General features: G+C 42.9%; 1 pseudogene. It reads left to right on the forward strand.

What is annotated here, in order from left to right:
- Positions 1 to 403 (forward strand): annotated as a pseudogene (locus J8L84_RS20230) (hypothetical protein); the annotation flags it as partial.
- Between the last annotated feature and the right edge of the window lie 110 nt (positions 404 to 513).

Raw genomic sequence — 513 nt, forward strand, 5'->3', positions numbered from 1 at the left:
GTTAGGTGCTCCAATGGCATTCAAACCACCTTTCCATGAACAGATACTAGAACTCGCTTTGACTATGGCCAACGAGCCTTCTAAAAAAGTTTACTGGGAAGCACACAATAAGCTAAGAGTCATCTGCGAAACACACAAGAACTCGACTCTGGATCATCCTTTTCAGTGGGAAACTTTGGCTGACTTCACCATTGACAGTGGGGAACAGTTAACTGCGTATTTAGTGGCTCTTGAGTTAGCACAAAAGTACGAATTACTTGAATACATTGTATCGGTTGCTACGGAAATCTCAGGGATATACTTGTCGCAAAGTGACAAAGACTGTGCATTGACTTATTCTAAAATCGCAAAGGATGCCACGCTAAGGCTGCAAGCAGGAAAGGTTAATTCAAGGTTTGTTTAAACACGCACCTAACAACCAAATTAAGTCACTCACTACGTTCGCTGGGACGCATACACGTGGGCTGCTTCGCATTATAGCCCACATGTATGCGCCCCTTATTTAAAAGTTAT

The sequence above is a fragment of the Alteromonas sp. MMG017 genome, assembly GCF_018100795.1.
GTDB lineage: Bacteria > Pseudomonadota > Gammaproteobacteria > Enterobacterales > Alteromonadaceae > Alteromonas.